The following is a 22,966-nucleotide window of genomic DNA, read 5'->3' on the forward strand; positions in this document are numbered from 1 at the left end:
CCGCGTCGCTGCTGGGGGCGGCGGGCGCGCGCGTCGTCAAGGTCGAGACCCCGCAGCGCCCGGACGGCGCGCGGCGCGGCCCCGGGCGCTTCTACGACCTGCTCAACTCCGGCAAGGAGAGCGCGGTGTGCGCCCCGGGTGATCCGCTGCTCGCACGGCTGCTGGAGCGCGCCGACGTGGTGGTGACCTCCGCCCGTCCCCGCGCGCTGGAACAGCTCGGCTGGACCCCGCGCAGCGACCAGACCTGGGTCACCGTCACCGGCTACGGATGGACCGGACCCCGGCGGGACTGGGTCGCCTTCGGCGACGAGGCCGCGGTGGCGGCGGGGATCCACAGTGGTCCCGCGCACGCACCCGAGTTCTGCGCCGACGCGGTCACCGACCCGCTCACCGGACTGCACGCCGCAGTCGCCGCGCTGGCGAGCCTGGTGTCGGGGGTGGCGGCCCATGTCGACATCAGTCTCTTCCAGGTCGGCGCCCATGCCGCCGCCGAACTGAGCGGTCCCGTACCGGAGGTGGCCGGTGCCCACGTGCTGCCCCCACGGGCGCGTACGCCGGTGGGGCGGGCCGCCGCGTCCGGCGCCGACACCGCACGGCTGGCGGCGGAGCGGTGACCGGCCCGCTGCTGTTCGAACGGGTGGAGGTGGCCGGCCGTCCCGGGCAGTACGTGCTCGTGGCGGACGGCCGGGTCCGGTCGGTCTCCGGCACCAGGCCCCAGGGCGTCCAACGGGCCACGGTCGTGGACGGCGCCGGCGGCGCACTGCTGACCGGCCTCAACGACCACCATCTGCACCTCTTCGCGACCGCCGCGGCGACCGCCCCGGGCGCGGTGTCGCTGGACCGGGAGGACGTACGGGACGCGGCGGACGTCGCGGCCACGCTCCGGTCGGCGGCGGCCGTCGCCGGACCGGGCGGCTGGGTACGGGCGACCGGCTACGACGACGACCGTGCGGGGCCGCTCACCGCGCCCGTCCTCGACCGGATGCTGGGGGACCTCGCGGACCGGCCGGTCCGCGTCCAGCACCGCAGCGGGCACGCGTGGATCCTCAACTCGGCGGCGATGCGGCTGCTCGGGGTGGCGCCGCCGGACGGCGTCCTGCTCGACGCCGACGACATTCTGCGCGGCACACCCGGCGACGGCTTCCCCGCGCTCGCCGGGCTCAGCCGTCGGCTCGCCGCATACGGGATCACCGGGGTCACCGACGCGGGCGTCAACAACGGGCCCGCCGAACTGGCCGAGCTGCGCAGGGCCGCCCACGCGGGCGAACTGGCCCAGCGCTGCCTGGTGATGGGCGGTCCCGGGCTCGACGGGAGGCGACCGACCGGCCGCGTCACCGTGGGCCCCCGCAAGATCGTGCTGGCCGACCACCGGCTGCCCGCCCTCGACGAACTGGTCGGCGAGATACGGGCCGCCGGGGAGCGCGGCGTCGCCGTACACGCCGTCACCCTCGAATCGCTGCTGCTGGCCGTCACGGCGATGTCCGTCGCCGGCGGCCCGGACCGGACCGTTCGGCACCGGATCGAACACGGGTCGGTCGCGCCGCCGCCCGCCGTCGCCGCGGTGGCGCGCGCGGGTGCCCGGGTCGTCACCCAGCCCGGCTTCGTGCCCGCGCACGGCGACCGCTATCTGCGTACGGTCGACCCCGCCGACCTGCCGTGGATGTACCGGCTACGTGGGTGGCTCGACGCCGGAGTGCCGGTGGCGGCGGGCAGCGACGCGCCGTACGGTCCCGTCGATCCGTGGGCCGTGATGCGTGCGGCGGTCGGCCGACGCACGGGCGAGGGCCGGCCCTTCGGCCCCGGTGAAGCCCTGTCCCCGGAAGAGGCGCTGTGCCTGTTCACCGCCCCGCTGGCGGACCCAGGCGGCCCCACCGGGAGTGGCCCGGTACCGGGCGACCCGGCCGACCTCTGCCTGCTGCGGGTGAACTGGGCCCAGGCGCGGCGGGAGTTGACCGCCGGGCTGGTCGCCGCGACATTCGTCGCCGGCCGGTCGGTGCGGACCGACTGAGGGCGGCCTAAGAAATACCGTGCACGCCTGGTGACTTTCCCCGCCCGCTATGCCTACCGTAAGCACTACCGCAGGGCTTCCTATAGTCACTGCCCCGGCAGCACTTTTCATTCGGAGGAGGCCAATGCTCCCCAAGGACGCGCAGATCATCTCGGTCGACGATCACGTCATAGAGCACCCCCGTGTCTGGCTGGACCGGTTGCCCAGCAAGTACGCGGACGTCGCTCCCCGCATCAACCGCCTCCCGGACGGCAACGACGCCTGGATCTACGAGGGCGAGGTCGCGGGCAACTTCGCGCTCAACGCCGTCGCGGGCAAGAACCCCAAGGACTACGGCCTGGATCCACGAAGTTACGACGACATGCTGCCGGGCTGTCACGATCTTCAGGAACGGCTCAAGGACATGGACGCCGAAGGCGTCTGGGCCCAGCTCTGCTTCCCGAACATGGGCGGCTTCGCCGGCAGTGTCTTCGCCAAGTCCAAGGACAAGGCGCTCGCCAACGAGTGTGTGAAGGCGTACAACGACTTCATCCTCGACGAGTGGTGCGGCGGCGCCCCCGAGCGCCAGATCCCGCTCATGCTGACCCCGTACTGGGACGTCGAGGCGACGGTCGCCGAGATCCACCGTACGGCGGCCAAGGGCGCCCGCTCCGTCACGTTCCCCGAACTGCCCGACCGGCTCGGCCTGCCGTCCTGGCACAGCGACCACTGGGACCCGGTGCTCGCCGCCGCCCAGGAAACGGGGCTGCCGCTGTCGCTGCACTTCGGCTCCGGCGGCTCACCGCAGGCGTCACCCGAGGCGCAGAGCACCAACTTCACCGTGGCCATCTCGCTCTTCGGCCTCAACTCGATGAGCGCGACGGCGGAGTTGCTGCTCTCGCCGGTCTTCCACAAGTTCCCGAATCTGAAGATGGCGCTGTCCGAGGGCGGCATCGGCTGGATGCCGTACATGATCGAGCGGATCGACTACGTCTGGGAACGGCACCGCTGGTACAACGACGTCAACCGTGACGTGCGTCCCTCGGAGCTGTTCAAGGGCCACCTCTACGGCTGCTTCATCTCCGACAACGCGGGTATCCACGGTCGGCATCTGATCGGTGTCGACAACATCATGTTCGAGAGCGACTATCCGCACTCGGACAGTCAGTGGCCGCACACCCGCAAGGTCCTGGAGAGCGCGCTCGCCGACGTCCCCGACGACGAGGCGCACAAGATGGTCGAGTGGAACGCGCGCACGCTGTACAACTTCCCGCGCGCGGGATCCGCTGCCGCCTGACGTCAACACCCCGCTCCTGCCGCGCTTTTCGAGGCGGCAGGAGCTTCGGCGTAATCCTAGGGAGACTGTCATGACAGCCATCGACGTCGGACTGCTGCTCATCCGGCTGGTGCTCGGGGCGACGATGCTGATGCACGCCTGGAACCACTGGTTCGGCGGCGGCGGGATCGCGGGCACGGCAGGCTGGTTCGAGGGGCTCGGTCTCCGGCCGGGCCGGGTGCACGCCTGGGCCAGTGTGGCGGCCGAACTGGCCGCGGGATTCGGCCTGATACTCGGTCTGCTGACACCGTTCGCCTGCGCCGCCGCGATCGGCACCATGGCGGTCGCCGGCATCGTCGCCCACCGGAAGAACGGCTTCTTCGTCTTCCGCGACGGATACGAGTACGTCCTGATGATCGCGGTGACCGGCGCCGCCCTCGCGCTGACGGGACCGGGCCGCGCCTCCCTCGACCACGGCTTCGGCATCGTGCTCGACGGAGGCGTCGGACTGCTCGTCGCCGCCGTCGGCGGCCTGGGCGGTACGGCGCTGCTGCTCGCCACGAGCTGGCGCCCCGACCGCGAGCCTGCGCGCGAACCGTCCTCGACCGGCAGTTGACGCCCCGCCATGCACAGGATCACGATCCGGCAGGCCGGCGACGCGTGTTACGGCGGAGGTACGGGAGCCGTCGGGCTGGACGACGAGGGCCGGGTGGACCACCCGCTGACCGTGCTGGATCTCGACTCACCGGCCGGCCGGGGTACGGGGGCGGCGGTCGCGGCGATCGGTGACGGCGCCGGGGTCGTCGTAGGTGTCACCCGGCGACCCGAGCGTGTCCCTGACGCACTGCTCGACGCGGTCACCCTGACGTTGGCGCAGGCCCCGAGGTCCGAGAATTCACGCGATCCACGGATTGTGCCCTGTGCAGACGTCGAGGCGGAGCTGGGTGTCCTCGCCGCCGCCGTCGAGCGCAATCCGGCCGCCAGCGCGGTCCTCTGCCAAGTGCTGTGCGCCGGTGCCCTGTTGCCCGTCGCCGACGCGCTGCGGCTGGAGTCCTTCGCGTACTCCACACTGCTCGCGGGACCGGAGTTCGCCGACTGGCTGCACCGGCGCGGTTCGCGTGTCGTTCCCGTACCGCCCGATGACGTGGTCCTGACCGAGCGCGCGGGTGACCGGCTGCTGATCACACTCAACCATCCGGCCCGGCGCAACGCGTACTCGGCGGCCGTGCGGGACGCGCTGGTTGGCGCGCTCGAAGTGGCCGTCGCCGACGGGTCCGTACGCGAGGTCCAACTGCGCGGCAACGGGCCCGCGTTCTGTGCCGGGGGAGACCTGGCCGAGTTCGGCACGGCGCCCGACCCGGTGAGCGCGCATGTCATCAGGACGGGCCGCTCGGCCGCCGCGCTCCTCGCCCGGCTCTCCTCCCGTACCCATGTCCGGCTGCACGGTGGCTGTGTGGGGGCGGGCATCGAACTGCCGTCGTTCGCCGGGCGGGTGACGGCGGCTCCCGATGCGCAGATCCGGCTCCCGGAGGTCGGCATGGGACTCATCCCCGGCGCCGGGGGTACGGTCGGGCTCTCCCGGCGCATCGGCCGCTGGCGCACCGCCGCTCTCGCCCTGACCGGAGCGCCTGTCGGCGCCGGGCAGGCCCTGGCCTGGGGCCTGGTGGACGCCGTCGAGCCCAACGCCCGCTGACCGACCCGCCGCCCGCTGACCGACCCGCCGCCCCCTGACCGACCCGCCGCCCGCCGACCCGGGCGGCGGGTTCGCGATCTGTTCAGCCGAGGTCCGTCCACTCCAGCCGCAGCCCCAGCGTGCTCGCCGGGTCGGTCCACGCCCGGCCGCCCTCGCGGTCCAGCACGCCAAGCCCCTCGCGCTCCAGGGTAGCGAGGGTGCCGGTCAGGTCGTCGACCACCAGACACATCGAATGCAGCCGCTCGCCGTGCGCGTCGAGAGCCTGCGCGTAGCGGCTGCGGCTGTCGCGCGGTGACACCAGCCGGATCACCACATCGCCGACCCGCAGATCGACGGTGTCCTCATGGTCCGGGTCGCCGGCGGCCGCGCCCCGTACCACGGTCGCCTCCATCAGCGAACCGAGCAGCGCGGCGCCGCGCCGCGCGTCCCGTACGACCACCGTCAGCCGGGCGACGGCACGGACGTCGACCAGCGGGTCGGGGACCTTCGGCAGGGACCCGCCGTCCCTCGGGTCGTCGGTGAACTCGGTGTCGGACCACTCGGTGAGCAGCCCCGACGTGTCGGCCGGATGCATGAAGAAGTGCCGCCCCGGCAGATCGACGCCGGTGACCCGGACCCCGCGCCGCCGCAACTGCGTCTCCGCGCCCCACAGATCGTCGACCGTCCAGGCCACCGAGTGCAGTCCGGCTCCGTGGCGGGCGACGTAACGGCCGAGCGGCCCTTCGGTGTCGCTGGCGATGAGCAGGGCGAGCGGGATGTCGCCGAGCCAGAGCATGGTGGACGTGGCTCCGGACTCCAGCGAGGCGTCCGTCCCCGGTGGATGCATGGGCAGTCCGTGGACCTGGCGGATCGGTGTGTCCAGCGGACGGGCGCCGAGCACGGTACGCAGCCACTCGTCCATGTGCTGTGTCACGTCGGAGGCGATGGCCAGCCGGTGGAAGTAGCCGGGGCGGACAACGGGCGGCAGCGGAATCTGCGCGTCACTCATCGACATCGCGCCGCCCCTCGTTCGCGTCCTCGCGTACCTGCCACGCGTCCACCTCGCCGCCCCGGTCGCTGATCAGCCCGCGCTGCTCCAGATGGACGAGATGCGCGTAGGCCTCACCGATCGCCGAGCGGCGGATGATGCCCAGGGTCTCCGCCCAGGGGCGGCTCCAGCTCAGCCGCTCGGCCACCTCGACCGTGCTGGCGCCCGGCTGCGCTTCGAGCGCCCGTAGCACCTCGCGCAGCCGTTCCTCGTGGTGCAGTTGGAGCCCGCGCACCCGCTCGTGCAGCCCGGCGAACCGGTACTCGTGCGCGGGCAGCACCTCTTCGACGTCGAAGCCCGTGAGCAGTTCCAGGGACGCCAGATACTCGCCGAGCGTGTCGGTGTGTACGGAGGGCGAGGGGCTGATGTTGGGAGTGATACGGGGCAGCACATGGTCGCCCGTGAGCAGCAGACCGCGCTCGCCGTCGTGGAAGCACAGATGACCCGGCGTGTGTCCGGGTGTCCAGACGGCCGTCAGATCGACACCGGGCAGCGGCTTGCTCCGGTCCTCGATCAGGACGTCCGGCTCGGCCAGTCGCTCCCGGAACATGTCGTCGCTCCCGGCGGGCGCCGTCGCCCGGCCCGGTCCACTCGGGGGAGAGCCGCCGCGTCGGCGCAGCCAGGCCGCGTCCGCCGTCCGGTAGCCGTCGGGTTCGGTGTAGGAGCTGATGAGCCGGGCGTCCGCCTCGTGCATACCGATCCAGGCGCCGGACGCCTCGCGCAGCCGGCGGGCGAGGCCGAAGTGGTCGGCGTGGCCGTGCGTGATGAGGATCGCCCGGACGTCGGTGACGTCCCAGCCGGTCTCCCGCAGCCCGGCCACCAGTCCGTCCCAGCCGCGCTCGGTCGGCCAGCCGGTGTCGACGACGGCCACACCGCCGCGTATCTCGTAGACGTAACTGAGCACGTAGCGCAGTGGGTTGTCGGGGAACGGTGTGGGCACCGACCACAGCCCCTCCCGCACCCGCTCCACCGGTGGCAGCACCCTGTCCTGCCATGCCTGGTGCTGCAGTTTTCCCGTGACGACGATGTCAGGGGGATCGGCGGACGGCGTCATGTGCGGCTCCTTGAAGGGTCGTTGACTTCGGACCGAGTGGCTGCCACCATCTATCAAAAATAATACCGTACTCCTTACGGTATTGCGTGCCGCATCGCTGCGCGCGCCGACTCTGCCGGTGACAGAAGCGTGGAGATATGACAGCGACGGAGAGAGAACTGCCCGTGCGCATGGTCACCCCGAGCTTTGTTGGACTGCTCGCGGCCGCCATGTGCTTCTTCTTCGCCTACGGCATGACCATCCCGATCCTGCCGCCGTTCGTCAAAGACCAGCTGCACGGCTCGGACCTGGTCGTGGGTGTGGTCATCGGGATCATGGCCGTGTCGTCGATCCTGATCAGGCCGTGGGTGGCGGCGCGGACCCTGTCCTGGGGCTCCCCGCGGCTCGTGCTGCTCGCGGGGCTCGTCGGGGCCGCCGCCTTCGCCGCGTACGGCATCGTGGGCAACACCGTCCAGCTCTCCGGACTGCGGCTGGTGACCGGCGCTGCGCAGGCGACCCTGCTGGTCGCCGCGATCACCAAGGTGACGGCCGAGGCGCCGCCGGACCGCCGTGGCGAGGCCATCAGTTACTTCTCGGTGGCGCCGTACCTCGGCATCGGCCTCGGTCCGGTGCTCGGTGAACCCCTTTACCAGCACTTCGGGTTCCGGTGGGCGTTCGCCGTCGCCGGTGTGATCGGTTTGATCGGCGCGGTGCCGATTCTCTTCGTCCCCAACACCCGGCAGCCGCGCCCAGCAGTGCCGGTACGCCGGAGCATCGTGCACAGGGCGGCGTTGTGGCCCGGCGCCGTGCTCGCCCTCGGTACGGTCGGCACCGTCGCCATGAGCGCCTTCATGCCGCTGTTCGTCTCGGACCTCGGGGCCTCGGGCACCCAGTGGATCTTCCTGTCGTACGCGGCGGTGGTGCTCCTCGTCCGGATCGTGGGCGGCCGCATCCCCGACACCATGGGCCCCGCCAGGACCGGCTGGCTGTCCACCGGGCTGATCTGCCTCGGCATGATCGGCTTCGCCGTGACCCCTTCCGTGGTCGGCATCTACGCGAGTCTGCTCCCGCTCGGGATCGGGATCGCCCTCCAGTACCCCGGGCTGCTGGCCCTGACCGTCAACCGGGTGCCCGAGGACGAACGGCCGCAGGCCGTCTCCACCTTCACCATGTTCTTCGACATATCCACCGGGCTCGGCGGTCTCTTCGTCGGGGGTGTCGTCGCCGTCGGCGGCAACCGCAGCGCCTTCGCGGCATGCGCCGCCTGCGCGCTGCTCGGCCTGCTGTTCCTGCGGCTGTTCGTCCTCCGGCCGGTCACCGGTACGCCCGTAGCCACCGCAGAGGAGTGAGCCCCATGGACCTGTCCATGACGCTGGACTACACACAGGACGTCGTCGCACGGCTGCCCGGCATCCGCGATCTGGAGGCCGCCGGCCTCGACGCGCTGTGGGTGCAGGAGGGATACAGCTTCGACGCGGTGTCCGCCATCGGCTTCCTCGCCGCGCACACCACCCGGGTGCGGCTCGGTACGGCCATCCTGAACGTGTACAGCCGCAGCCCCGCCCTGCTCGCCATGACGGCGGCCGGCTGTGACCAGCTCAGCGGCGGCCGGTTCTGTCTGGGACTCGGCGCTTCGGGGCCACAGGTGGTCGAGGGCTTCCACGGTGTGCCGTACGAGCGGCCGTTGGCGCGCATCCGCGAGACGATCGACGTGTGCCGGACGGTGTGGCGCAGGGAACCGCTCAGCTACCAGGGCCGCAGTGTGGTCGTCCCGCTGCCGGCCGGCAGCGGGACCGGCCAGGGCGTACCGCTGAAACTCGTCAACCGCCCCCGCCGGGCGGACATCCCGGTGTACTGGGCTGCCCTCGGAGATCTGTCGGTGGCCGCGGCCGCCGAGACGGCCGACGGCTGGCTGCCGTTCTTCTTCGTGCCCGAACGGGCCGGGCAGGCGTTCGGTGCGCCACTGGCACGCGGTACCGCGCTGCGGGATCCGGCGCTCGGCCCCCTCGACGTGGTGGCCTCGGTCGACGTGGCGGTGGGGGACGGCCTCGACACCGAGGAGCTGCTGCGGCCCGCCCGCGAACGTATCGCCCTGTACGCGGGCGGCATGGGCTCGCGGACGTCGAACTTCTACCACACGCTGGCCTGTCGGATGGGGTGGGAGAAGGAGGCCGGGCTGATGCAGGACCTCTTCCTGGCCGGGAAGCGCGCCGAGGCTGCCGCCGCCGTACCGGCCGACTGGCTGGCGCTGGGAAACCTGGTCGGTCCCGAGGGGCATGTCGCCGAACGGCTCGCCGCGTTCGCCGCCGCGGGTGTGACGACGCTCGACATCCGGGTGGTGGGTGGCGCCGACCCGGTGCGGACCGTGGACACACTGCGCCGCCTGATGTGAACAACAGGCCCCCGGGGCTGCGGTGTTATGCCGGACCGTTGTCCTGGAACGGCTTCCGATGTAGCCTACCGAAAGCTATTCGGTATCTGTCTCTATAAGGGGTTGGATGACGGTGGGACCGAGCGCGGCGGGTGCTCCGCAGGGGACTTCGTCCACCGTTCGTGACGTGGCCACGCGGCTGCCCGCGCGCCGCCCCTCGTCGGTGCGGCGCACCGTCGACCTGCGGATCGTGCCCGGCGCCGGCTGGGACGGCGGTCTGACGGTGGACGGCACGGGGCGCGACGCCTCGGTGGACGGGCGGGGCGCGCTGAGCGCCACCGCGACAGCCCGTACGCGCGTCACCCTCGACCAGAGGTCCGCCGTGACGGGCCTGTCGGGCGGACTGCCCGCCGCCGTGGGCGCCGCACTCGTCGGAAGGCCTGCGGTCAGCGGCTTTCGCGCCCAACTGCGCGCCGTCGACGCGAGCGAATTGCACCCGGAGTCGCTGGAGGCCGCGCTCCTCGACGATCTGCCGACCGTGCGGCTGATCTCCGGATACGCCCGGATGATCGAGATGGACCACCGCCCCGGACCACCGCCCGCAGCGCTGCTCGGTGTCTGCCGGGGCTGGGCCCCCGGGGACACCGCCCACCGACTCGCCCAGGCCGGTGAGAAGCTGCTGGAGAGGGCCCCGGCAGCGCCGCCGTTCGACGCGCTCCTCGCCGCCCCGGACGACTTCCACCCGCAGACTCCGTCGCCGCCCAGTTCCATGCGCAGACGGCGCATCCTGGAAGTCGCGTACGAGGGCGAACTCCTCGACATCTACGAGTACTTCAGGGACAGCCACGTCGACGCGTCGGGCCGGGAGGGCTCGCTGCACGAGTACGAGGTGCGCGCGAGCGTCGACCCGCGCTCGCTCGTGGTCACCGACATCGTCGTACGACCCCGCGCACTCCCGTTTCCCGAATGCCCGCTGGCCGCCCCCAACGCGGGAGCGCTGCGCGGCACTTCCCTGGACGACATCGAAGCCTCGGTGAAGAACCGGCTCTCCGGCACCCGTGGCTGCACCCACCTGAACGACGTCCTGCGCTTCCTGCGGTTCGTGCGACCCCTCGCCGACCGCCTGCCCCGAGGGGAGAACTGATGGAGCAACTGCTGCAAGAGCTCGGCTCGTTCCTGGCGACCGAGGTGCCAAGATTCCGCGAGAAGTGGCAGGACGGCGCCGACTCCTGGGAGGCGCGCTGCGACTGGCAGCGCACCATGGCGGCAGGCAAATGGGCGGCGCCCGCCTGGAGCGAGGAGCACGGCGGCCGGGGCGCGGGCGTCGCGGAACTGCTGGCCGTCGAGGAGACCACGGCGAGCTGGGGCATGCCGGCGCTGCCCGGCATGCTCGGCCTGAAGAACGTGGGCCCGACCCTCGCCGTCTGGGGCACCGAGGAGCAGAAGCAGCACCTCCCGAGGATCCTGACCACCGACGACGTGTGGTGCCAGGGCTTCAGCGAGCCGGGCGCCGGGTCCGACCTGGCGGGCCTGCGCACCCGCGCCGTACGGGACGGGGACGACTTCGTCGTCAACGGCCAGAAGGTCTGGACGTCCAACGGCATGTACGCCACCCATATGGAACTGCTGGTGCGCACCGACCCCGAGGCGCCGAAGCACCAGGGCATTTCGGTGCTGCTGGTGGCGATGGACACCCCGGGCATCGAGGTGCGGCCGATCCGGCAGATCAACGGGGAGGCCGAGTTCGCCGAGGTCTTCTTCACCGACGTACGGGTGCCCGTCACCGCTCTGCTCGGCCCGATCAACGAGGGCTGGCGGGTCACCCGCACCACACTCGGCCATGAGCGGTCCGGCGTCGCCATCTTCACCGCGCGGTTCGAGCGCCAGGTGCGTGAGCTGATCGCCGAGACCGTACGGGACGGTGGCGCCGCCTCCGTACCGCCCGCGCTCGTCGACCGGCTGACCGCCCTCTACGCCGAGGCCAGGGTGCTGGGCATGCTCAGCCGGCAGATGATGTCCCGGCTGGAGGCGGGCCAGGACCCGGGGCCCGAGCAGTCCGTGATCAAGCTGGCGTGGAGCGAGGCGCTCCAGCGGCTCGCCGAACTGCGCTTCCAGCTCGCGGGGCTGGACGCCGTGGCGGCGGAGGACGGCATCGAAGCGGGCGTCGAGTACCTGACGTCCCGGTCGGCGACCATCGCCGCCGGCACCTCGCAGATCGTCCGCAACATCCTGGCCGAACGCGTGCTCGGACTGCCCCGTGGCTGAGGCCGGCCGTCCATCCGCCCTGGAGGGATCCATGCAAACCACCACACCCGACGAGCGCGAAGAGTTCCGCGGCGTCGTCCGCGGTTTCCTCGACCAGTGGTCGACGGAGGCCGAGGTACGACGTCTCGCGGCGGACCCCGCCGGTCACGACCCGGAGGTCTGGCGGAAGCTGACGGGGGAGCTGGGACTCGGCGCCGTGCTGGTCCCGGAGAGCGCCGGCGGTCAGGGACTCTCGCCGGCCGAGATGGCCGTCGTACTGGAGGAGACCGGCCGCGCCCTGCTGTGCGCGCCGGTCCTCACCAGCGCCGCCGTCGCCACCGCCACACTCCTCCAGGTACCGGACGGTGCGCTCAGCGGTCCGATCCTCGCCGCACTCGCCTCCGGCGCCGTCGCCACGCTCGCCTCGGACGACGTCCCGGGCCATACCGCGACGGCGGCGGAGTCGGCTTCGGGCTGGCGGCTGAACGGCGCCAAGACCCGTGTGCCGGACGCGCACATCGCGGGCCGGCTGCTCGTCCCCGTCACCACCGGCTCCACGATCCGCCTCTTCGCCGTCGACACCACCGAAACGGCCCCCGGCATCACCCCGCTCGCCGTCCTGGACACCACCCGCAAGCAGTTCCGCGTCGACTTCGCCGACACCCCCGCCCAGCTCCTCGCCGAGGACTTCGGGCCCGGACTGCGGGCGGCCCTCGACACGGCCGCGATCATGGCCTGTGCCGAACTGCTCGGCGCCGCCGACAAGTGCCTGGAGCTGGCCGTCGCGTACGCGCTCGACCGCGAGCAGTTCGGAAAGCCCATCGGCAGCTTCCAGGCCGTCAAACACCTGCTGGCCGACTGTCTGGCCGCCGTGGAGCAGATGCGGGCGGCCGTCGGCGCCGCCGCCGCACTCGCGGGAACCGGGAGCGACCCGGCGGAACTGGCCGAGCTGGCCTCGGTCGTCAAGAGCTACTGCTCGGACGCCGCGCCGAAGGTCGCCGAGACACTGATCCAGGTGCTCGGCGGTATCGGCTTCACCTGGGAGCATCCGGCCCATCTGTATCTGCGCCGTATCAAGTCCCTGGAAGTGATGTACGGCAGCGCCACCGAGCACCGCACCCGGCTGGCCCGCGCGCTGGACCTGGTGACGGCATGACGGGACGAGAAGCGGTCATCGTCGGGGCCGTCCGCAGCCCGCTGGTCCGGGGCCGGGCGAACGGCGCGTTCGCCGGCCTGCACCCCGTCGAGCTGCTGGCCCAGGTCATCGGCGGCCTCGTCGACACGCTCGGGGTCGATCCGGCCCACGTGGACGATGTGATCGGCGGCTGTGTCACCCAGATCGGCGAGCAGAGCACCAACATCACCCGCAGCGCGGTGCTGGCCGCGGGATTCCCCGAGTCGGTGCCTGCGACGACGGTCGACCGCCAGTGCGGCTCCAGCCAGCAGGCCGTCTCCTTCGCCGCGCAGGGCATCGCGTCCGGCGCGTACGACCTCGCCATCGCCTGCGGTGTCGAGTCGATGAGCCGCACTCCGATGACCAGCAACATCGCGGGGGCCGACCCGTACGGGCCGACGCTCGCCGAGCGCTACGACGGCGGTCCGGTACCCCAGGGCATCTCCGCCGAACTGGTCGCAGCCAAGTGGGGGATCAGCCGCGCCGCCCTGGACGAGTACGCCGTACGGTCCCACGCCCGCGCCGCGCGGGCGCAGGCCGACGGGACCCTGGGCCGGAGCATCGTGCCGATCGTCGTGGGCGACGGCGAGACACCGGTGACGGCGGACAACGGCATCCGCGCCGACAGCGACGCGGCCCGACTCGCCGCGCTGCGTACGGTGTTCGACGACGAGACGTACGCCAGGCGGTTCCCGCAGATCGACTGGCGGGTCACGGCGGGCAACTCCTCGCAGATCAGCGACGGCGCCAGCGCCGTGCTGCTGGCGAGCAGGGAGCGCGCCGAGCAGCTGGGGCTGCGCCCGCGCGCCCGCGTCCACACGTCGGTCGCCGTCGGCGACGACCCGGTCATGATGCTGACCGCGATCGTCCCCGCCACCGCCAAGGTGCTCGGCAGGGCCGGTCTGGACATCCGTGACATCGACGCCTTCGAGGTCAACGAGGCTTTCGCGAGCGTGCCGCTGGCATGGCTCGCCGAGACCGGGGCCGACCCGCTGCGGGTCAACACGCTCGGCGGCGCGATCGCCCTCGGCCATCCGCTCGGCGCTTCGGGCGCACGGCTGATGACCACGCTCCTCGATGTTCTCGAAACCGGTGGCGGCCGCTACGGACTGCAGACGATGTGCGAGGCGGGCGGGCTCGCCAACGCCACCGTCGTCGAACGTCTCGACGCCTGACGTTCTCCCGGTGCACAGGTCTTGTCCGACCTTACCGATGGCTATACCGTAAGCATTACTATTGCGAGGGGAGATGAGGGACATGGCAGGCGTACTGCAAGGGGTCCGTGTCGTCGAAATCGCGTCGTGGACCTTCGTCCCGTCGACCGGCGCGGTGCTCGCCGACTGGGGCGCCGACGTCATCAAGGTCGAGGACGTACGCGGCGGCGACCCCGGACGGAGCCTCGTCATCTCGGGGCTGCGGCGCGACGAGGCCAAGGCCGACCGGGACTTCATGATGGAGATCGGCAACCGCGGCAAGCGCAGCATCGGTATCGACCTGCGCACCGAGAAGGGCCGGGAGATCCTGGCCAGACTCGTGAAGAAGGCCGACGTGTTCCTCACCAACTGGCTGCCCGAGGCGCGCGGCCGGCTGAAGATCGACGTGGCGGACATCCGGGCCATTAACCCGGACATCATCTACGCACGCGGCTCGGGCCACGGCCCGCAGGGACCGCAGGCCCACCAGGGCGGCTTCGACGCGGCCAGCTACATGGCACGCGGCAGTGTGGCCTTCGCGCTGACGCCCCCGGAGAGCGGGCGGCCCATCGCGCAGACGCCGGCGTTCGGCGATCTGCCCAGCGGGATGACCCTGGCCGGCGGTATCGCGGGCGCCCTCTACCGCAGACTGGCGACCGGCACCCCGAGCGTCGTGGACGTCTCGCTGCTCGCCCAGGCGGTGTGGACGATGAGCCCCGACATCATGGCCGCCGAGTTCTTCGGCGTCGAGCGGACGGCGACGACCGACTCCAGTCAGTCCCCCAACCCGGTGGTGCAGAAGTACCGCACCAGCGACGGGCGCTGGGTCCAGCTGGTCTTCCTGCAGCCGGACCGCTACTGGGCGCCGTTCGTCCGCCGGATCGGCCGGCCGGACCTCGCGGACGACGAACGGTTCACCCCGTCCGCCCAGCTCATCGCCAACACCGCCGCCGCGACAGCCGAGTTGAACACCACCTTCGCCGAACACGACCTGGAGCACTGGACGAAGGTCCTCGCCGAGGAAGAGGGCGTGTGGGCGGTCGTCGCTTCGCCGCGTGACGTGCTCAGCGATCCGCAGGCCCTGGCGAACAACTACTTCATCGACAACGTCGACGAGTCGGGCGCCGAGTACAAGATGGCCGGCAGCCCCGTGCAGTTCGACGAGACACCACCGGCGCCCGCCCGCTCACCCGAGCACGGCGAGCACACCGAGGAGATCCTGCTCGAATCCGGCTACGGCTGGGCGGAGATCACCGAGGCCAAGGACTCCGGAGTCGTGCTGTGACCGAGCCCGGCACAGCGGCCGAAGAGCGGACATCGAAAGGGAACCAGGCACATGGCTGAATCTGCTGGATCTGCTGGATCGAAGAGTCCGCTGAGCGGGCGTGTGGTCGTCGTCACCGGAGGGGGCAGGGGAATCGGGCGTGAGCACGCGCTCGCCTTCGCGCGGGCCGGTGCCTCCGTCGTCGTCAACGACCTCGGCGGCGCGGGCGACGGTACGGGCTCGTCGTCCGGCCCGGCCGAGGAGGTGGCGGCGCTCATCCGCTCCGAGGGCGGCGCGGCCGTCGCCAACGGGGACGACGTCTCCGACGAGCAGGGCGCCGCCCGGCTCGTCGCGCAGGCGGTCGGCGAGTTCGGCACGCTGCACGTACTCGTCAACAACGCCGGCATCCTGCGCGACAAGACCCTGCTCAACATGAGCTTCGAGGACTGGGACAACGTCGTCAGGGTCCATCTGCGCGGCACCTTCGCGATGACGCAGGCCGCCGGACGCTTCTGGCGCGACCAGTCCAAGGCGGGCACCCCGGTGGCGGCGCGCGTGGTGAACACCTCGTCCGGCAGCGGGCTCTTCGGCAACTTCGGCCAGGCCAACTACGGCGCGGCCAAGGGCGGCATAGCCAGCTTCACCGTCATCGCCGCGATGGAACTGGCCCGTTACGGGGTCACGGTCAACGCGATCGCCCCGGTGGCGAAGACGCGGCTGACCGCGACGGCCGGTATGCCGCTGGAGATCGACGAGGGCTTCGACCCGCTCGCGCCCGAACACGTCTCACCGTTCGTGGTGTGGCTGGGCAGCGAACGCTCGGCCGCCGTGACCGGGCGGGTGTTCAGCGTGGTGGGCGGCTACGTCGGCGTCGCCGAAGGCTGGAACATCGGACCGGCCCTCCAGGTCGAAGGACCGCTGACGTTCGAGGCCGTCGACGAGCGGTTCCCCGCCGTCTTCGAGAAGGCCGCCGAGAACTTCTCCGTCTTCGACTCCCACCCGTACGGCCCGAAGCGGAGCTGACATGGCGCTCGACTTCTCCATCGTCGGCAGCACGACCGAACCCCACCCCGTCGAATGGACCTCCGACCAGGCCCTGCTCTACGCCGTCGGCGTCGGGGCCGGCAGCGACGAGTCGGTCAGCGAACTGGCCTTCACCACCGAGAACACCCAGGGCGTACCGCAGGCGGTCCTGCCGACGTTCCCGGTCGTCCTCGGCCACGGAGCGCCCCGGCTGTCCTACGGCGACATCGACCTGACCCGGATGGTGCACGCCTTCCAGTCCGTCGAGATCGCCGCACCCCTGGCGCCGCACGGCAGCGGCTTCTACTCCTCCACCGTGACCGGGATGTACGACAAGGGCAGCGGCGCCCTCATCACCACCGAGTCGCTGCTCACCGGCGAGGACGGCGAACCGCTGGCCCTGATGGCGGGCGGCGCCTTCCTGCGCGGCGAGGGCGGCTTCGGCGGCGACCGCGGCCCGAGCACACCGTGGGCCGCCCCCGACCGGGCCCCCGACGCCGAGGTCGAACAGCGCACCGTTCCCTGGCAGGCGCTGCTCTACCGGCTCTCCGGAGACCGCAACCCGCTGCACTCCGACCCCAAGTTCGCGGTCGCCGGCGGCTTCCCGCGGCCGATCCTGCACGGGCTGTGCACCTACGGCTTCGTCGGCCGCGCCCTGCTGCACGCGGCGGCCGGCTCCGATCCGGCCAGGCTGCGCTCGATCCACGCCCGCTTCTCCAGCCCCGTCATGCCGGGGGACACCCTGACCACCTCGCTGTGGTTCGAGGACGGCGAGACCCTTTTCGTCACCCGCACCCAGGACGGCACACCCGTGCTCACGCAGGGCCGCGCCGTGGTCGAGCAGGGGAGCAACCGATGAGCGGCCGTTTCGTACCGGTACCCACACCGGAGACCAGGACCTACTGGGACAAGGCGGCCGAGGGCGAGCTGTGGCTGCCCCGCTGCGGGCCCTGCGCGGAGTTCTTCTTCTACCCGCGGGCCTTCTGTCCCGCCTGCGGCTCCGACGACGTGAGCTGGGCCAGGGTGTCGGGGCGCGGGACCGTCGAGTCGTTCGTCATCAACCACCGGGCCGCACCCGGCTACGAGGGCGACGTGCCGTACGCCATCGCCTTCGTGAAGCTCGCGGAGGGACCCCGGCTGACGGCGAACATCCTCGACGTGCCGCAGACACCGGAACACATCAAGGTCGGTCTTCCGGTCGAGGTCACCTTCGAGCAGCGCGGCGACTTCACCCTGCCGCAGTTCCGGCCCACCGCCGGGGAAGGAGCACACCAGTGACCTCCACGGTCGTCATCGCGGGAGCGGCCGAGTCCGCCGAGATCGGTGTCGTGCCCGATCAGTCGGCGATCTCGCTGGCCGCCGAGTCCGCCCGTACCGCACTGGCCCAGTGCGGCCTCACCCCGGCCGACGTGGACGGCATCGCGACCACACTGCCGCCCGTCGACCTCGCCCACTACCTGGGCGTCCGGCCGCACTGGCTGGACGGCACGATGGTCGGCGGCTGCTCCTACATGCTGCATGTCCGGCACGCGGCGGCGGCCATCCGCTCGGGCGCCGCCTCGGTCGTCGTGGTCGCCCACGGCGAGTCCGGCAGGTCGCGGGTCGGAGCGCCCGGCTGGAGCCCCAACCCGTCAAGCGCCGTGGGGCAGTTCGAGCAGCCGTACGGAGTGTCGGGCACCTTCTCGTGGTTCACCCTTCCCGCCATGGCCTATCTGGACAAGTACGGGCTCGGCCACGAAGCGCTCGCCGCCGTGCCGGTCGCCCAGTCGGCCTGGGCGTCACAGAACCCGCGCGCCCTGCGCAACAAGCCGCTCGACACCGAGGCCGTGCTCAGTTCCCGGCTGATCGCCTGGCCCTTCCATGTGCTGGAGTGCTGCCCGCTCACCGACGGCGGCGGCTCGCTCGTCATGATGTCGGCCGAACGCGCCGCCGACCTGGAGCTTCAGTACCGTCCGGTGACCCTGCTCGGCTCGGGGGAGTCGGGTGAGGGACCAGGCCCCTCGTCCATGGCGGACCTCACCACCTTCGCCGGCTTCCGCGACGCGTCGGCCGACGCGCTGCGCGAGTCGGGGCTGACCACGGACGACATCGACCATCTGATGGTCTACGACGCCTACGCCCACATCCCGCTTTACGGCCTGGAGGACCTGGGGTTCGTCGGCCGCGGCGAGGCGGTGCCCTTCATCGAGAGCGGCGCGACACTGCCCGGCGGCTCCCTGCCGATGAACACCAACGGCGGCGGGCTGCTCTACACGCACACCGGCATGTACGGCATGTTCGCCATCCAGGAGGCCGTACGCCAGCTGCGCGGCGACGCCGCCGTCCAGATCGACGACGTGCACACCAGCCTCGTCCAGGGCATCGGCGGCATGTTCAGCGCGGCCGGGACGCTCGTGCTGGCCAACTCCTGAACGACCGGACCCAACAGAACGGCGGACAACCATGCTTGACGACTTCTCGGCCGACGGGCTGGAGTTCGAGGTGACCGACGGGGTCGCCTGGATCACCCTGAACCGGCCGCATCTGCGCAACGCCGTGCACCACCCCTTGCGCAACGCGCTGATCGCCGCCGTCGCCGAGGTGCGCGACGACCCGGAGATCAGAGCGGCCGTACTCACCGGCGCCGGGCAGGCGTTCTGTTCCGGGGCCGACCTCTCCGAGCCGGAGCACATCGAGATCGCGGCGGACCGCAGGCGCGGCACGCAGTCCAACATCGCCCGGGAGGACGGCCGTCGGTACGGCTGGTGGCGGCTGATCCGCGATCTCCGGGAGAACGAGAAGCCGTTCGTCGCCGCGGTGAACGGGGCGGCGTACGGCTTCGGCTGCAACTTCGCCCTCGCCTGCGACCTCGTGATCGCCGCGGAGTCGGCCCGCTTCAGCGAGGTCTTCGTCAAACGCGGGCTGCCCGTCGAGGCAGGCGGCGCCTATCTGCTGGCCCGTTCGGTGAGCCCGGTACGGGCGAAGGAGATCGCGCTGCTCGGTGAGCCGGTGACGGGCGAACAGGCGGAGCGCTGGGGGCTGGCCAACCGGTGTGTGCCCGACGACGAGCTCACCAAGACCGCGGGGGACTTCGCCCGCCGGCTGGCCGAGGGACCGACCGTCGGGCTGGGCCATATCAAGGGCCAGCTCAACGACGCGTACGAGAGCACCTTCGAGCAGGCCTGGAAGACCGAGGTGACCCTGCTCGGCCTCGGCATCGGGGACGACGGCCAGGAGGCCATGCGGGCGTTCCAGGAGCGCAGGGCGCCGCGGTTCCAGGGACGCTGAACGGGCCGCACGAGGTCGCCGATCCGGCGGTCCGAAGCTATAGACAGGCTTACGGTAGTTGATACTATAAGTGGGACGGTGCCGCTCGGGCGGCCACGCGACACAGGGAGCGTCGACCATGGCAGATCTCGCAGTGGGAACACACCTGCACAGTTCCGTTGGCCCGGTCGAGGTCATCGTCGTGCGAGGACCGTCCCGGCACATCGACGTACACCACGCGGGCGCGCCCCTGCTGGGCCCCGAGGAGACGGTGGGCGCGGCGGCCGGCGGCGCGGGTCCTGACGGCCCGGCGACCCTGCTCGGCAAGCGGTATGTGCACGAGGCGTCCGGCCTCGAACTGCTCTGTGTGAAGCCGGGACCCGGCGCGCTGTCCGTCGACGGCGAACCGCTCCCGGTGAAGTCGGCCAAGCAACTTCCCGCGTCGGATTAGCGAAGGACCGCTGTTGTGAACCTCCTGACTCTGCTCGACATGGTCGCCGAAGGCCACGGTGAACGCGTCGCCCTCGGCTCCGACAGTGCGGGCCTCACCGGCGCGCGGCTGCGCGACCAGGCGTACACCGGCGCCTCGTTCGTCCGGACGTACGACGTGGAGACCGTCGTCTTCATGGGCGAGAACGGCCCGGCCTTTCCCCTCGCGCTCTTCGCCGCCGCGGCGGCGGGCGTGCCGCTGCTGCCGCTCAACTACCGTCTCGCGCCAGAGCAGTTGCACGCGGCGGTCGCCCGGCAGGGCCGTACGCTCCTGATCACCGACGACGCCGCGCTGAGCGGACTCGACAACGTCGTCAGGACGGTCGGACTGCGCGAGTGGCTCGCCGTGTGCGCCGCCCGGCCCCAGACCCTCGCCGCACCGGCCCAGCCGGACGCCGACGACGTGGCCGTCCTCCTGCTCACCAGCGGCACCACGGCGGCCCCCAAGAGCGCCGTGCTCCGCCACCGCCATCTCACGGCCTATGTGCTCGGCAGTGTGGAATTCGGTGGCAGCGACCCCGACGAGGCCGTCATCGTCAGTGTGCCGCCGTACCACATCGCGGCCATCGCCAACCTGCTGTCCAACCTCTACTCGGGCCGCAGGGTCGTCTATCTGGAGCACTTCACCGCCGCCGGCTGGCTCGGCGCCGTCACCGCGCAACGCGTCACGCACGCCATGCTCGTACCGACCATGCTGACCCGGATCGTGGACGAACTGGAGCGCCCAGGAGCACCGGTGCCCACCACCCTGCGCTCCCTGTCGTACGGCGGCGCCCGGCTGCCGCTGACCGTGCTGGAACGGGCCCTGACCCTGCTGCCGCACACCGGATTCGTCAACGCCTACGGCCTGACCGAGACGTCGTCGTCCGTGGCCGTCCTCGGCCCCGACGACCACCGGCAGGCACTGTCCAGCACCGACCCCGCCGTACGCGCCAGGCTCGGCTCCGTCGGCTGCCCGCTGCCCTCCGTGGACATCGAGATCCGCGACGCGAGCGGCCGGCCCTGCCCGCCGGGATCCGTCGGCATGATCTACGTCAAGGGCGCCCAAGTGGCGGGGGAGTACCGGGAGACCGGCCCGGTCACCGACGCCGACGGCTGGTTCGCCACCCGCGACGAAGGCCATCTCGACGCGGGCGGCTACCTGTTCGTCCGGGGCCGCGCCGACGACACCATCATCCGGGGCGGCGAGAACATCGCACCGGCCGAGATCGAAGCGGTGCTCCAGCGCCACCCGGACGTCAGGGACGTCGCCGTCGTCGGCATCGCCGACGAGGAGTGGGGCCACCGCATCGGCGCCTTCGTCGTACTCAAACCGGACGCGCCCGCGACCGAGGACGATCTGCGCGCCTTCGTACGGAGCAGGCTGCGCTCGTCGAAGACACCGGACGAGATCCGCTTCCTCGACGAACTCCCGCACACCCCGACCGGCAAGATCCTGCGCAGGGAACTGCTGGCGTACGTACCCCAGTCCGCGTGACAGCCAGGACCGGAGAAGCCATGCAGACGCGGAGCCGCACCGCACCCTTCGAAGCACCGGCCAAGAGATTCGCCACCGCCCTCTCGGCGGCCGTCCGCGAACACCCCGCCACCGGAGTGGCTTTCCCCGGCCGGTTCGGCACCAACGTCGTCAGCGCCGCCGAACTGGAGGAGCGCGCCCTGCGGGTCGCGGCGGGACTGCGGGCGCTCGGTGTCACACCGGGCGCCGTCGTCGCCGTCCAACTCCCGGCCGGACCCGAGAACATGATCGCGCAGGTGGCGGCGCTACTGAGCGGCGCCGTCCTGCTGCCCCTCGACCCCGCCTGCCGGGAGCGCGAACTCCTGCGCAGGCTGCGGCGGTTCGACGTCGCCGCGCTGTTCACCCCGGCCGGCCGGGCCCACAGCGTGCTGGGCAGCAGGGCGCTGCCGGGCGTCCTGCCCGAGCTGCGTCAGGTGATCGCGGTGACCAGCCCCTGGGAAGCGTCCTGGATACCGGCCGACGCACTGGACTGGGCGGTGCTGGAGGCGTTCCGGCCGCTGGCCGAGGCCGTTCCCGCCCAGCCCGACGACGTGTGCCTCGTCGTCGGCCCCAAGGGCGTCCGGCACACCCACCGCGGCCTCCTCACCGAACTCGAAGCGCTCCAGGGCCTGCGCTACGGACGCCCCGTCTCCGGCGCGCATCTCGACCTGCTGCCGCCCGGGCGCCCCGGGGCCGTGTACGCCCTGCTGCGCGCCCTGGTCTACGGCGTGCCGACCGTCGTTCCCGAGCGCAGGGACCCCGAAGCGCTGCTCGCTCTCATCGGCCGCCACCGCGTCACCACGGCCGCCGGGGATTCCACGCAGCTGGCGGCCGTCCTGGACGCGGCGGAGCGCGCCGGCCAGGAGACCGGACTGTGCGAATTCCTCGCCCACGGGACGATGCTGCCCGCCGCGCTGGTCAGACGCGCCGAACGGTCCGGCGTCGCCGCCTTCCGGTCGTTCGGCCTGCCCGAGCACCCGACGGTCGCGTCCGGATCGTGGGCCGATCCGCTGCACAAACGGACCGGCACCGCGGGGCGTGCGGTGCCCGGCACCCAGATACGGATCGTCGACAACGCGGGCAACATCCTGCCCGCCGAGCAGCCGGGCGAGATCCAGTCCCGGGGCCCCGGACGGTTCGCCGGCTACGCGGGCCGCACGCGTGAGACGGCGGCACTGGCCGCCGACGGCTGGCTGCGCACCGGCGGTACCGGGCTGCTGGACGGCGACGGCTTTCTCGTCGTGACCAGCCAGACCTTTCCGCCCGCGCGCTGACCGCGTAGCTTCCCCGTATCCCCCGAGGTCCGAGCCAGGAGGTCCCCATGCCGACGAGCCTGCGAGTCGAACGACTCGACCGGATCACCATGTCCGTGCCGCCGCCGCAGACCGAGGTGCCCGGCCGCCACCGGGAACTCTTCGGCCCGGTCCGGCTCGCCGTCCGCACCCCGCCCG

General features: G+C 71.8%; 22 protein-coding genes. 20 read left to right on the top strand and 2 right to left on the bottom strand.

From position 1 onward, the window contains the following. From HY68_RS33635 to HY68_RS33655, 5 genes are all read left to right on the top strand, one after another. A partial coding sequence (locus HY68_RS33635) for a CoA transferase (RefSeq protein ID WP_198533474.1) occupies positions 1 to 614 on the top strand: 614 nt, incomplete at its 5' end. Beyond that, positions 611 to 2,008 (top strand): amidohydrolase family protein, encoded by a 1,398-nt coding sequence (locus tag HY68_RS33640; protein ID WP_041999075.1) that lies wholly within the window; start codon positions 611 to 613, stop codon positions 2,006 to 2,008. The genes HY68_RS33635 and HY68_RS33640, both read left to right, overlap by 4 nt. 124 nt (positions 2,009 to 2,132) lie before the next feature. Then, a complete protein-coding gene (locus HY68_RS33645) occupies positions 2,133 to 3,284 on the top strand; it encodes an amidohydrolase family protein (RefSeq protein ID WP_041999078.1) in 1,152 nt (383 codons plus the stop codon). Positions 3,285 to 3,354: 70 nt separating this feature from the next. After that, on the top strand, positions 3,355 to 3,879 hold the full coding sequence (locus HY68_RS33650; protein ID WP_041999081.1) for a DoxX family protein: 525 nt from the start codon (positions 3,355 to 3,357) through the stop codon (positions 3,877 to 3,879). Between the two features lie 9 nt (positions 3,880 to 3,888). Beyond that, positions 3,889 to 4,956 carry an enoyl-CoA hydratase/isomerase family protein gene (locus HY68_RS33655; RefSeq protein WP_041999084.1) on the top strand — a complete coding sequence of 356 codons (1,068 nt, stop codon included), beginning with the start codon at positions 3,889 to 3,891 and terminating at the stop codon, positions 4,954 to 4,956. Between the two features lie 82 nt (positions 4,957 to 5,038). Here HY68_RS33655 and HY68_RS33660 read toward each other — a convergent pair whose 3' ends face one another. Both HY68_RS33660 and HY68_RS33665 read right to left on the bottom strand, forming a co-directional pair. After that, positions 5,039 to 5,950, bottom strand: a complete 912-nt coding sequence (locus tag HY68_RS33660) for a VOC family protein (protein ID WP_041999087.1) — start codon at positions 5,948 to 5,950, stop codon at positions 5,039 to 5,041. After that, a complete protein-coding gene (locus tag HY68_RS33665; RefSeq protein WP_041999090.1) occupies positions 5,937 to 7,037 on the bottom strand; it encodes an MBL fold metallo-hydrolase in 1,101 nt (366 codons plus the stop codon). Before HY68_RS33665 ends, HY68_RS33660 begins: the two co-directional genes overlap by 14 nt. Positions 7,038 to 7,174: 137 nt before the next feature. Between HY68_RS33665 and HY68_RS33670 the strand changes: the two genes are divergently transcribed. From HY68_RS33670 to HY68_RS33740, 15 genes are all read left to right on the top strand, one after another. After that, positions 7,175 to 8,365 (top strand): MFS transporter, encoded by a 1,191-nt coding sequence (locus HY68_RS33670; protein ID WP_078864071.1) that lies wholly within the window; start codon positions 7,175 to 7,177, stop codon positions 8,363 to 8,365. A 5-nt stretch (positions 8,366 to 8,370) separates the two neighbouring features. Further along, positions 8,371 to 9,408 carry an LLM class F420-dependent oxidoreductase gene (locus HY68_RS33675; RefSeq protein WP_041999094.1) on the top strand — a complete coding sequence of 346 codons (1,038 nt, stop codon included), beginning with the start codon at positions 8,371 to 8,373 and terminating at the stop codon, positions 9,406 to 9,408. Positions 9,409 to 9,574: 166 nt separating this feature from the next. Further along, positions 9,575 to 10,531, top strand: a complete 957-nt coding sequence (locus HY68_RS33680; protein ID WP_041999097.1) for a DUF2889 domain-containing protein — start codon at positions 9,575 to 9,577, stop codon at positions 10,529 to 10,531. Further along, positions 10,531 to 11,652: an acyl-CoA dehydrogenase family protein gene (locus tag HY68_RS33685; protein WP_052457430.1), complete on the top strand. Its 1,122-nt coding sequence runs from the start codon at positions 10,531 to 10,533 to the stop codon at positions 11,650 to 11,652. The genes HY68_RS33680 and HY68_RS33685 overlap by 1 nt, the downstream gene beginning before the upstream one ends. A 31-nt stretch (positions 11,653 to 11,683) precedes the next feature. Beyond that, positions 11,684 to 12,787, top strand: coding sequence for an acyl-CoA dehydrogenase family protein (locus HY68_RS33690; RefSeq protein ID WP_041999100.1), 1,104 nt, complete (start codon positions 11,684 to 11,686; stop codon positions 12,785 to 12,787). Continuing rightward, positions 12,784 to 13,980, top strand: a complete 1,197-nt coding sequence (locus HY68_RS33695) for a thiolase family protein (protein ID WP_041999102.1) — start codon at positions 12,784 to 12,786, stop codon at positions 13,978 to 13,980. Before HY68_RS33690 ends, HY68_RS33695 begins: the two co-directional genes overlap by 4 nt. A gap of 82 nt (positions 13,981 to 14,062) precedes the next feature. Then, positions 14,063 to 15,283, top strand: a complete 1,221-nt coding sequence (locus HY68_RS33700; protein WP_041999105.1) for a CoA transferase — start codon at positions 14,063 to 14,065, stop codon at positions 15,281 to 15,283. 51 nt (positions 15,284 to 15,334) lie between these two features. Beyond that, positions 15,335 to 16,285, top strand: a complete 951-nt coding sequence (locus HY68_RS33705) for an SDR family oxidoreductase (protein ID WP_041999108.1) — start codon at positions 15,335 to 15,337, stop codon at positions 16,283 to 16,285. A gap of 1 nt (position 16,286) precedes the next feature. Then, positions 16,287 to 17,144, top strand: coding sequence for a MaoC family dehydratase (locus HY68_RS33710; RefSeq protein WP_041999111.1), 858 nt, complete (start codon positions 16,287 to 16,289; stop codon positions 17,142 to 17,144). Continuing rightward, on the top strand, positions 17,141 to 17,563 hold the full coding sequence (locus HY68_RS33715; protein ID WP_041999113.1) for a Zn-ribbon domain-containing OB-fold protein: 423 nt from the start codon (positions 17,141 to 17,143) through the stop codon (positions 17,561 to 17,563). Before HY68_RS33710 ends, HY68_RS33715 begins: the two co-directional genes overlap by 4 nt. After that, positions 17,560 to 18,696 carry a thiolase gene (locus tag HY68_RS33720; protein ID WP_041999117.1) on the top strand — a complete coding sequence of 379 codons (1,137 nt, stop codon included), beginning with the start codon at positions 17,560 to 17,562 and terminating at the stop codon, positions 18,694 to 18,696. The genes HY68_RS33715 and HY68_RS33720 overlap by 4 nt, the downstream gene beginning before the upstream one ends. A 31-nt stretch (positions 18,697 to 18,727) precedes the next feature. Further along, positions 18,728 to 19,552, top strand: a complete 825-nt coding sequence (locus HY68_RS33725) for an enoyl-CoA hydratase-related protein (protein WP_041999120.1) — start codon at positions 18,728 to 18,730, stop codon at positions 19,550 to 19,552. Positions 19,553 to 19,670: 118 nt separating this feature from the next. Continuing rightward, positions 19,671 to 19,982 (top strand): hypothetical protein, encoded by a 312-nt coding sequence (locus tag HY68_RS33730; RefSeq protein ID WP_041999123.1) that lies wholly within the window; start codon positions 19,671 to 19,673, stop codon positions 19,980 to 19,982. Positions 19,983 to 19,997: 15 nt separating this feature from the next. Next, positions 19,998 to 21,497 carry a fatty acid--CoA ligase family protein gene (locus HY68_RS33735; protein ID WP_041999125.1) on the top strand — a complete coding sequence of 500 codons (1,500 nt, stop codon included), beginning with the start codon at positions 19,998 to 20,000 and terminating at the stop codon, positions 21,495 to 21,497. 20 nt (positions 21,498 to 21,517) lie between these two features. Continuing rightward, a complete protein-coding gene (locus HY68_RS33740) occupies positions 21,518 to 22,789 on the top strand; it encodes a class I adenylate-forming enzyme family protein (protein WP_052457434.1) in 1,272 nt (423 codons plus the stop codon). The last annotated feature ends 177 nt before the right edge of the window (positions 22,790 to 22,966 follow it).

The sequence above is a fragment of the Streptomyces sp. AcH 505 genome (assembly GCF_000818175.1).
Classification (GTDB): domain Bacteria; phylum Actinomycetota; class Actinomycetes; order Streptomycetales; family Streptomycetaceae; genus Streptomyces.

Excerpts from the sequence above, each read along its gene's own strand:
- HY68_RS33645 (WP_041999078.1), top strand. The coding sequence starts at position 2,133 with ATGCTCCCCAAGGACGCGCAGATCATCTCGGTCGACGATCACGTCATA.
- HY68_RS33650 (WP_041999081.1), top strand. The coding sequence starts at position 3,355 with ATGACAGCCATCGACGTCGGACTGCTGCTCATCCGGCTGGTGCTCGGG.
- HY68_RS33655 (WP_041999084.1), top strand. The coding sequence starts at position 3,889 with ATGCACAGGATCACGATCCGGCAGGCCGGCGACGCGTGTTACGGCGGA.
- HY68_RS33660 (WP_041999087.1), bottom strand. The coding sequence starts at position 5,950 with ATGTCGATGAGTGACGCGCAGATTCCGCTGCCGCCCGTTGTCCGCCCC.
- HY68_RS33665 (WP_041999090.1), bottom strand. The coding sequence starts at position 7,037 with ATGACGCCGTCCGCCGATCCCCCTGACATCGTCGTCACGGGAAAACTG.
- HY68_RS33670 (WP_078864071.1), top strand. The coding sequence starts at position 7,175 with ATGACAGCGACGGAGAGAGAACTGCCCGTGCGCATGGTCACCCCGAGC.
- HY68_RS33675 (WP_041999094.1), top strand. The coding sequence starts at position 8,371 with ATGGACCTGTCCATGACGCTGGACTACACACAGGACGTCGTCGCACGG.
- HY68_RS33685 (WP_052457430.1), top strand. The coding sequence starts at position 10,531 with ATGGAGCAACTGCTGCAAGAGCTCGGCTCGTTCCTGGCGACCGAGGTG.
- HY68_RS33690 (WP_041999100.1), top strand. The coding sequence starts at position 11,684 with ATGCAAACCACCACACCCGACGAGCGCGAAGAGTTCCGCGGCGTCGTC.
- HY68_RS33695 (WP_041999102.1), top strand. The coding sequence starts at position 12,784 with ATGACGGGACGAGAAGCGGTCATCGTCGGGGCCGTCCGCAGCCCGCTG.
- HY68_RS33700 (WP_041999105.1), top strand. The coding sequence starts at position 14,063 with ATGGCAGGCGTACTGCAAGGGGTCCGTGTCGTCGAAATCGCGTCGTGG.
- HY68_RS33705 (WP_041999108.1), top strand. The coding sequence starts at position 15,335 with ATGGCTGAATCTGCTGGATCTGCTGGATCGAAGAGTCCGCTGAGCGGG.
- HY68_RS33710 (WP_041999111.1), top strand. The coding sequence starts at position 16,287 with ATGGCGCTCGACTTCTCCATCGTCGGCAGCACGACCGAACCCCACCCC.
- HY68_RS33715 (WP_041999113.1), top strand. The coding sequence starts at position 17,141 with ATGAGCGGCCGTTTCGTACCGGTACCCACACCGGAGACCAGGACCTAC.
- HY68_RS33725 (WP_041999120.1), top strand. The coding sequence starts at position 18,728 with ATGCTTGACGACTTCTCGGCCGACGGGCTGGAGTTCGAGGTGACCGAC.
- HY68_RS33730 (WP_041999123.1), top strand. The coding sequence starts at position 19,671 with ATGGCAGATCTCGCAGTGGGAACACACCTGCACAGTTCCGTTGGCCCG.
- HY68_RS33740 (WP_052457434.1), top strand. The coding sequence starts at position 21,518 with ATGCAGACGCGGAGCCGCACCGCACCCTTCGAAGCACCGGCCAAGAGA.